Source organism: Candidatus Arthromitus sp. SFB-turkey (genome assembly GCF_001655775.1).
GTDB classification, from domain to species: Bacteria; Bacillota; Clostridia; order Clostridiales; family Clostridiaceae; genus Dwaynesavagella; species Dwaynesavagella gallinarum.
In genome coordinates this window covers 61,570-69,598 of the sequence record NZ_LXFF01000034.1, presented here as the reverse complement: position 1 = coordinate 69,598, position 8,029 = coordinate 61,570, and the positions used below count along the sequence as shown (strand labels likewise).

Sequence of the window (8,029 nt, the reverse complement as noted above, 5' to 3'; positions counted from 1 at the left end):
CTTGAACCATATAACCTATCTATCTCATTTAAAGTTTCTTGTGATACCACGTTTTTCTTAACAATTCGAGCAAAAAGAGCCTGTTTAGCAGAAAAAGCATAAACATTTGGATCCTCAATTATAGGAATATACTCTTTTATCATATCTTTAGTTTTTTGAATACACTCTTCAATGCTCTCATCTTTATTATTAATTAAATCAATTTTGTTAATAACAAAAAATATTTTATTTTTAGCTCGCTCAACAATATTTTCATTGGTTGCTATATACCTTAAAATTTTACCATTTATATCAGACATAAAATTTTGATAATCAAAAATCACAATAAGGGCATCGGAGTTTCTCAATTCTTTCAAAGAAATTTTTTGAATATGTTCAACATCAAAATTGGAAGTTGAAATTTCATCAGGTCCTGGGGTATCCAATAATACAAAGTTTTTTATAACATCTCCATAAATAGAAGTTTGAAGTCCATTAATAGGAGCATGCAAAGAATATTTTTGTATATCTAAATGAGTATTATTTTTTCTAACTTCTTTTATATCATTATGAAACATTTGTTCAAGAGTAAAATTTTTGTTGGATTTAATATTCTCACATTCACCATTAATAAAACATTTTTTTATATATGTACACTCATCAACAGAATGAAAAATTTCTGTAGTCGCTAAAGTACATGGAGCATTTTGATTTGGAAGCAAATCCCTTCCAATAAAAGCATTTAACATAGTAGACTTACCTGATTTAATTGCACCAACTACAGCGACTTTAAAAGTTTTTTGTGTTAAAATATGTTTGATATTATTCAAAGAGATATCAAATTCATCATTTTCAATCATAACTTTGTTAGATTGTAAACTTAAAGACATATCATCAATTAAAGAAATAGCTTTTTTATATTTATCAATATACAAAATTAAAATTCACCTCGAGCTTATATAAAAAATGGAATATTTTTACAATATATTATAATATATATATTTATTTTTTNNATATACGGACCACCTGGAAGTGGAAAAACCTCAATAGTAAATATAATAGCAAATGAATGCAATAAAAATTTTTACAAAATAAATGGTACAACAACAAACACAGAACAAATAAAAAATATAATCAAAGACACTTATAATTTTAATGGATACGATGGAATAATCCTCTACATAGATGAAATTCATTTTTTATCAAAAAAACAACAACAAATAATCTTAGAATTCATAGAAAATGGTTCAATTACATTAATAGGAAGCACAACAGAAAATATAAATTTTTCAATATTCAATTCAATTTTAAGCAGATGTATAACTTTAAACTTCAAACCCATATCCCAAAAAGAAATATTAAATCAACTTAAAAATATAATCTCAAAACATTTTTTAAATTATATATTCACTAATGAAAGCATAGATTTAATATCAAAAATCGCGTGTGGAGACTTTAGAAAAGCATTAAATATACTTGAACTTACAATAAATACATACAATCCTACTGAAGAAATAACAATTAATCACATAGAAAATCTTTCTCAAACGTATCACATATATACTGATAATAATAGTGACAATCACTACAATAATTTGAGTTATCTTCAAAAAAGCATACGTGGTTCAGATCCAAACGCTGCTTCAATAGCTCTTGCATTATTAATAAAAAGTGGAAATCTTGAATCAATTTGTAGGAGACTTCTAGTAATCGCATGTGAAGATATAGGACTCGCACATCCTCAAGCAATTTCAATAACAAAATCCTGTGTAGATGCCGCATTAATGATCGGCTTTCCCGAAGCTAAAATTCCACTATCACAAGCTGTAATTTTTCTTAGTATATTACCAAAATCAAACAGCTCTTATTTAGCAATAAATAATGCCATTAAAGATATTGAATATTCAAATATAGAAATCCCAAATTATCTGTGTGATAGTTTTTCAAATAAATCTATAGATAGTAAACAATCATACATATATCCTCATGATTACCCACATAATTATGTAAAACAAAACTATATGCCAAAAGGGTTTGAAAATAAAATTTATTATACATATGGAAATAACAAATTTGAAAATTCTATAAAGGAATATTGGAACAAAATAAAATAGCTACTAACAAAACATTAGTAGCTACAAATTTTAATCTTAATCAAAAAATCTTTCTTTCCAACTCTTCTTTTTGTGTACATTTTTCTTTTCTGAATACTCCTGAGTAACATCAAAATTCTTCTTAAGCAATTCTATAACTTCTCTCTGCTCATTATTCATAACTTTAGGTATATCAACAACAATTTTAACATGATGCTCCCCTCTAAAGTTCGAGTTAACCTTGTATACACCTTTGCCTTTTAAAACCTGAACAGTACCTGATTGAGTTCCTTCTTTTATATCTATTTTATAATCACCATCTAATGTTTCTATAATACTTTCTCCACCTAAAATAGCTTTCCATATAGGAATATGATGATCTGTAAAAATATCGTTACCTTTACGCCTGAATTTACTACTATTCATAACATTAATAGTAATATATAAATCTCCAGAAGGTGCACCAATATCTCCCGCTTCACCTTCTCCTCTCATAGAAATAACCTGACCTGTATCAATACCTTTAGGTATTGATATTGTTATTTTCTTTTCACTATTAACCTTTCCACTTCCTCTACATGTATTACATGGATTAGTATTAATCTTACCCATACCCGAACATTTAGAACAAGTAGTCATAGAAACCATACTTCCAAATGGTGTATTACTCTGAACTTTTATTTGACCTGATCCTTGACATTTATCACATGTTGTTTTATTACTACCTGGTTTACTACCACTTCCAGAACAAACATTACATTTATCTTTTCTTTTTAAAAATATATCTTTTGTACATCCAAAAACAGCCTCTTCAAACGTTAGAGTCAAACTATATTCTAAATCATTTCCAGGTCTTGGTCCTCTCTTAGTTCTACCACCAAAACCTCCTCCAAAGAAACTAGAAAAAATGTCACCAATATCAAAATCCATGTCAAATCCTTCAAATCCAGAAGAAGAATTAGTACCATAACTAGCTCCTTTAGTATATGCCTCATGTCCAACTCTATCATAACTAGATTTTTTATTTGGATCGCTTAATACCTGATAAGCTTCATTTATTTCTTTAAACTTTTTCTCTGCTTCAGCATTACCCTTATTCCTATCAGGATGATATTTTATAGCTTGTTTCTTAAAAGCACTCTTTATTTCAGCATCAGATGCATTACTACTCACACCCAAAATTTCATAATAACTTTTATTAGACATAAATCACCTCAAATTTAATTGCTAGAATAGTTTTACCTATCTAGCAATTTAAAAAACTATTCACTATCTTCAACTTTATAATCTGTCGCTTCATAAGTTTGTTGATTATTTTCAGATGTTTCATTACCATTTGAAGCATTTTGCTGATACATTTTTGTAGATAGTGCATAAAATGACTGTGTCAAATCTTCTTGAGCTTTCTTTATATTCTCTAAATCATCACCATTTAAAGAGTCTTTTAAAACTTTAATCTTATTTTCTATTTCTGCTTTTTCATTTGCATCAACTTTGTCCCCAAACTCTTTTAAAGAATTCTCTATTTGATAAACAGAAGTTTCAGCTGTATTTCTTATTTCAATACTTTCTTTTCTCTTTTTATCTTCTTCCGCATACTTTTCTGCTTCTTTAACAGCTTTATCAATTTCTTCGTCACTTAAATTAGTCGTAGCAGTTATTGTTATATCAGCTTTTTTACCTGTTGATTTATCCATAGCACTAACTTTAACTATACCATTAGCATCTATATCATAAGTAACTTCAATCTGAGGTATTCCTCTAGGAGCTGGAGGTATTCCTGAAAGAGTAAATCTACCAAGAGTTTTATTATCTGCAGCCATCTGTCTTTCACCTTGTACAATGTGAATTTCAACAGAAGTCTGATTATCTGCTGCTGTAGAAAAAACTTGACTCTTAGTAACAGGTATTGTTGTGTTTCTTTCAATAATAACGGTAGAAACTCCTCCCAAAGTTTCTATACCCAAACTAAGTGGTGTAACATCTAACAAAAGTAAATTTGTATTGTCATAATCTCCCCCTAATATTCCACCTTGAATAGCCGCTCCAACAGCTACACACTCATCTGGATTAACTCCCTTTGAAGGATCTTTACCTGTAAAATTCTTAACTGCCTCTTGAATAGCAGGTATTCTTGTAGATCCACCTACTAAAACAACTTTATTTATATCTCCTATTTGAAGTCCAGCATCTTGTAAAGCTTTTTTCATAGGCTCTAACGTTCTATTTACAAGATCTAAAGTTATTTCATTAAATTTAGACCTTGTAAGTGTCATTTCAATATGCTTTGGTCCACTTGAATCAGCAGTAATAAAAGGAAGATTTATATTTGTTTGTTGTGATGATGACAACTCTATCTTTGCTTTTTCAGCAGCCTCTTTCAATCTTTGAAGAGCCATCTTATCATTTTTCAAATCAATACCTGTATTTGATTTAAAATCACTTGCTATATAATCGATTATTTTCTGATCAAAATCATCTCCTCCAAGAAAAGTATCTCCATTAGTAGCAAGAACTTCAAATACTCCATCTCCAAGTTCTAAAATAGATACATCAAAAGTACCTCCACCCAAATCATAAACTAATATTTTTTCTTGTGTTGATGTTTTATCTATTCCATACGCAAGTGAAGCTGCTGTTGGTTCATTTATTATTCTTAACACTTCAAGTCCTGCAATTTTACCTGCATCCTTTGTTGCTTGTCTTTGACTATCATTAAAATAAGCTGGAACTGTTATAACCGCTTGAGTAACTGTTTCTCCTAAATACGCCTCAGCATCAGCTTTAATTTTTTGAAGTATCATTGATGATATTTCTTGTGGAGAATATTTTTTCCCGTCGATATCAACCTTATAATCAGTTCCCATATGTCTCTTAATCGAAATAATTGTCTTATCAGGATTAGTAATCGACTGTCTCTTAGCAACCTGACCAACTAATCTCTCTCCATTTGCTTGAAAAGAAACTACTGAAGGCGTTGTTCTTCCACCTTCTGAATTCGGAATTACTACTGGTTCTCCACCTTCCATAACAGCAACACACGAATTAGTAGTACCTAAATCAATACCTATAACTTTTCCCATAAACAAACCTCCAAATTAATATTAATTTTTAAAATGCTAATTCCCAATTAATTAGCAACTTTTACCATACTATGTCTAACGACTTTATCATTTCTAAGATATCCTTTTTGTAAAACCTCAACTATTGTATTTTTTTCTAAACTTTCATCAGAAATATGAGCAACCGCCTCATGTAAATTAGGATCAAACTTGCCTGTTGAATCTATTTCTTTCACTCCTAATTTTTGTAAAATATCATAAAACAGATTTATCACCATACCAATACCTTTTTTAAAAGAATCTAAATCAGCTTCAACAGAATTAGCTCTTTCTAAATTGTCAAGAATTGGTAAAATTTGGACTATAATATCTAAACACGCATCTCCATATAACTCGCTTTTCTCACGTAAAGTACGTTTTCTATAGTTATCATACTCCGCACTAACTCTCAAAAATCTATTTTTTAAATCTTCTATTTCACACTTTAATTCCGAATTTTTTTCTTCTAAATCAGCAATAGAACACGATTCAATATCAGTTTCTTCCTCATCTGAAGAATCTATTTTTTTTCCCTCTATTTCATCATGTTCATCATGACCCAATTCAGAAGAAGATGAAAAATCCTTCTCATCTATCAAATTAAAAACACCTCCAAAAAACTAACTTAATCTATACTTGAATTTATAAAGTCTATTAAAGACCTAAGTATGGATACTATCTTAGAATAATTCATTCTTGTTGGCCCAATAATACCTATAGTGCCTAAAACTTTCGAATTCTTTTTATAATTTCCTAAAACAATACTATAATTTTGTGCTTCTTCTACATAATTTTCATCTCCAATTCTTATTTCGAGATCATCTTCTTTGTTACAATTCAACAATGACTCAAACTTTCCTCTATTATCAAGAAAACACAAAAAACTCTTCACCTTATCAATATCACTAAATTCAGGATAATTTAAAATATTATTAACTCCTTCTATGTAGCATTCACTACCTTTATCATCTTTAAATACATCATACAAAATAGTAATAACTTGGTCAAAAACATATCCATTCAATTTCAGAGCAGATTTAACCCTATTTATAACATCTACACTAATATCTTCAACAGTACAACATGCTAAATTTTCATTAACTATTTTATTAATTATTTCTATATCATTATTTGAAATAAAATCTCTGACCCTAATTACACTATTCCTTATAATACCTTCATTTGTCACAATTACAACCAACAAATTTCTATGATCAATTTTAATAAATTGAACTGATTTTATAGAATTCTTCATAACCGACGGTATTTTTAATATACAAGCCAAATTTGTCAATTTAGAAATGAGAGCTAATTTAGATTTAAGAACATTTTCAATATCAAATATATCTAAGTTCATCAAATCAGATTTAATATATAATTCCTCTTGTTTAGTTATTTGAGCAGGTATCATCAATTTATCAACATATAGTCTATATCCTTTATTCGATGGTCTTCTCCCAGAAGAAGTATGAACTTGTTCTAAAAAACCTAATTCTTCTAAATCCGACATTTCATTACGAATAGTTGCTGAACTTACACCTAAATTATATTTTTTAGATAACGTTCTAGATCCTACCGGTTCACCAGTACATATAAAATCCTGAATTATTGAATACAATATTTTAGTTTTTCTCTCATCCATATCAATTAACCCCTTTTTGTTAGCACTCTATATTTTTGAGTGCTAATGGCTTGAGAATAAAATAACACTTTAAATCAAATTTGTCAAATTTTTTATTCAAAAATAAAATCTTTTAAAATGTAATTCATTAAAACAATACCTTCTGATGTTAAAAATACTCTTCTATCTTCAATCTTTAACAAACGATTTTCAGTATATTTTTTTATTTGATTTTCAAAAATCTTAAATAAGTTTATTCCAAATCTTTTCTCAAATTCTATAATATTAATACCTTCATTTTTTCTTAATCCAAGCATAACATATTCTTCAATATTATCCTCTAAAGAATTTTTATACATTTTAAAATAAACATGATTATTATCTTTAAACATTTTTACATACTCGTATATATTTCTAGTATTTTCAAACCTAATTCCTTTATAAAACGAATGTGCAGAAACTCCAATTCCTACATAATCATCAAAATTCCAATATATCAAATTATGTAAACACTTCTTCCCGTTTTTAGCATAATTTGAAATTTCATACTGTTTAAAACCAATGTTTTCTAAAAAAAACTTTGTATATTTGTACATATTAAGTTGAATATCTTCATCTAATTCTTTAAATTTATTTTCTTTGTACTTCCTATAAAATTCTGTATTTTTTTCTAAAATCAAATTATATGCGGATATATGAGCTAAATCATAAGATTTTACTATATCTAAAGTATTTTTGTAATTTTCAATCGTTTCACACGGTATAGCAAAAATCAAATCAACATTTATATTTTCAAATCCAACTCTATGCACACAATTAAATGCTTTATCAAATTCATCAAAACTATGTACTCTACCTATAAATTTTAAGGTATCATCATTAGCACTTTGCATCCCTATACTTAATCTATTAACTCCATAGCTTTTCATAATATTTAGTTTTTCATAGTTAATAGTTCCTGGATTACATTCAATTGTAAATTCTAAAATATTAGAATCTTTCAACCTACTAGAAATACCACGCAATAATTTTTCTAAATTCTTTTCTTCTAAATAACTAGGAGTTCCACCACCTATAAAAACAGTATCAAATTTCTCTTGTTTATATTTATCAAGCTCGCTTAATACTGCATCAACATATTCATCCATTAAATATTCCACTTTTTCATAAGATGCAAAATCACAATAATAACATTTTTTACTGCAAAACGGTATATGAACATACAATCCTATCAT

General features: G+C 28.0%; 7 protein-coding genes. 1 reads left to right on the top strand and 6 read right to left on the bottom strand.

Annotated elements, in window-relative coordinates; all coding sequences use genetic code 11:
• On the bottom strand, positions 1-914 hold a 914-nt coding region (locus tag A6P36_RS07050; protein ID WP_197487230.1), incomplete at its 3' end, for a dynamin family protein.
• Positions 915-992: 78 nt separating this feature from the next.
• On the opposite strand from A6P36_RS07050, the gene A6P36_RS07990 reads away from it, so the two are divergent.
• Positions 993-2,093: AAA family ATPase (locus A6P36_RS07990; RefSeq protein WP_156508002.1), on the top strand; the 1,101-nt coding region annotated here is incomplete at its 5' end.
• A 36-nt stretch (positions 2,094-2,129) separates the two neighbouring features.
• On the opposite strand, the gene dnaJ is transcribed toward A6P36_RS07990, so the two are convergent.
• The 5 genes from dnaJ to hemW form a co-directional block, all read right to left on the bottom strand.
• Positions 2,130-3,278 (bottom strand): molecular chaperone DnaJ, encoded by a 1,149-nt coding sequence (gene dnaJ, locus A6P36_RS07040; RefSeq protein WP_066762575.1) that lies wholly within the window; start codon positions 3,276-3,278, stop codon positions 2,130-2,132.
• Between the two features lie 56 nt (positions 3,279-3,334).
• Positions 3,335-5,155, bottom strand: coding sequence for a molecular chaperone DnaK (dnaK, locus tag A6P36_RS07035; RefSeq protein ID WP_066762572.1), 1,821 nt, complete (start codon positions 5,153-5,155; stop codon positions 3,335-3,337).
• 47 nt (positions 5,156-5,202) lie between these two features.
• Positions 5,203-5,772 carry a nucleotide exchange factor GrpE gene (gene grpE / locus A6P36_RS07030; RefSeq protein ID WP_066762570.1) on the bottom strand — a complete coding sequence of 190 codons (570 nt, stop codon included), beginning with the start codon at positions 5,770-5,772 and terminating at the stop codon, positions 5,203-5,205.
• A 26-nt stretch (positions 5,773-5,798) separates the two neighbouring features.
• Positions 5,799-6,815: a heat-inducible transcriptional repressor HrcA gene (gene hrcA, locus A6P36_RS07025; RefSeq protein ID WP_082917657.1), complete on the bottom strand. Its 1,017-nt coding sequence runs from the start codon at positions 6,813-6,815 to the stop codon at positions 5,799-5,801.
• Positions 6,816-6,907: 92 nt separating this feature from the next.
• Positions 6,908-8,029, bottom strand: coding sequence for a radical SAM family heme chaperone HemW (gene hemW, locus A6P36_RS07020; protein WP_066762561.1), 1,122 nt, complete (start codon positions 8,027-8,029; stop codon positions 6,908-6,910).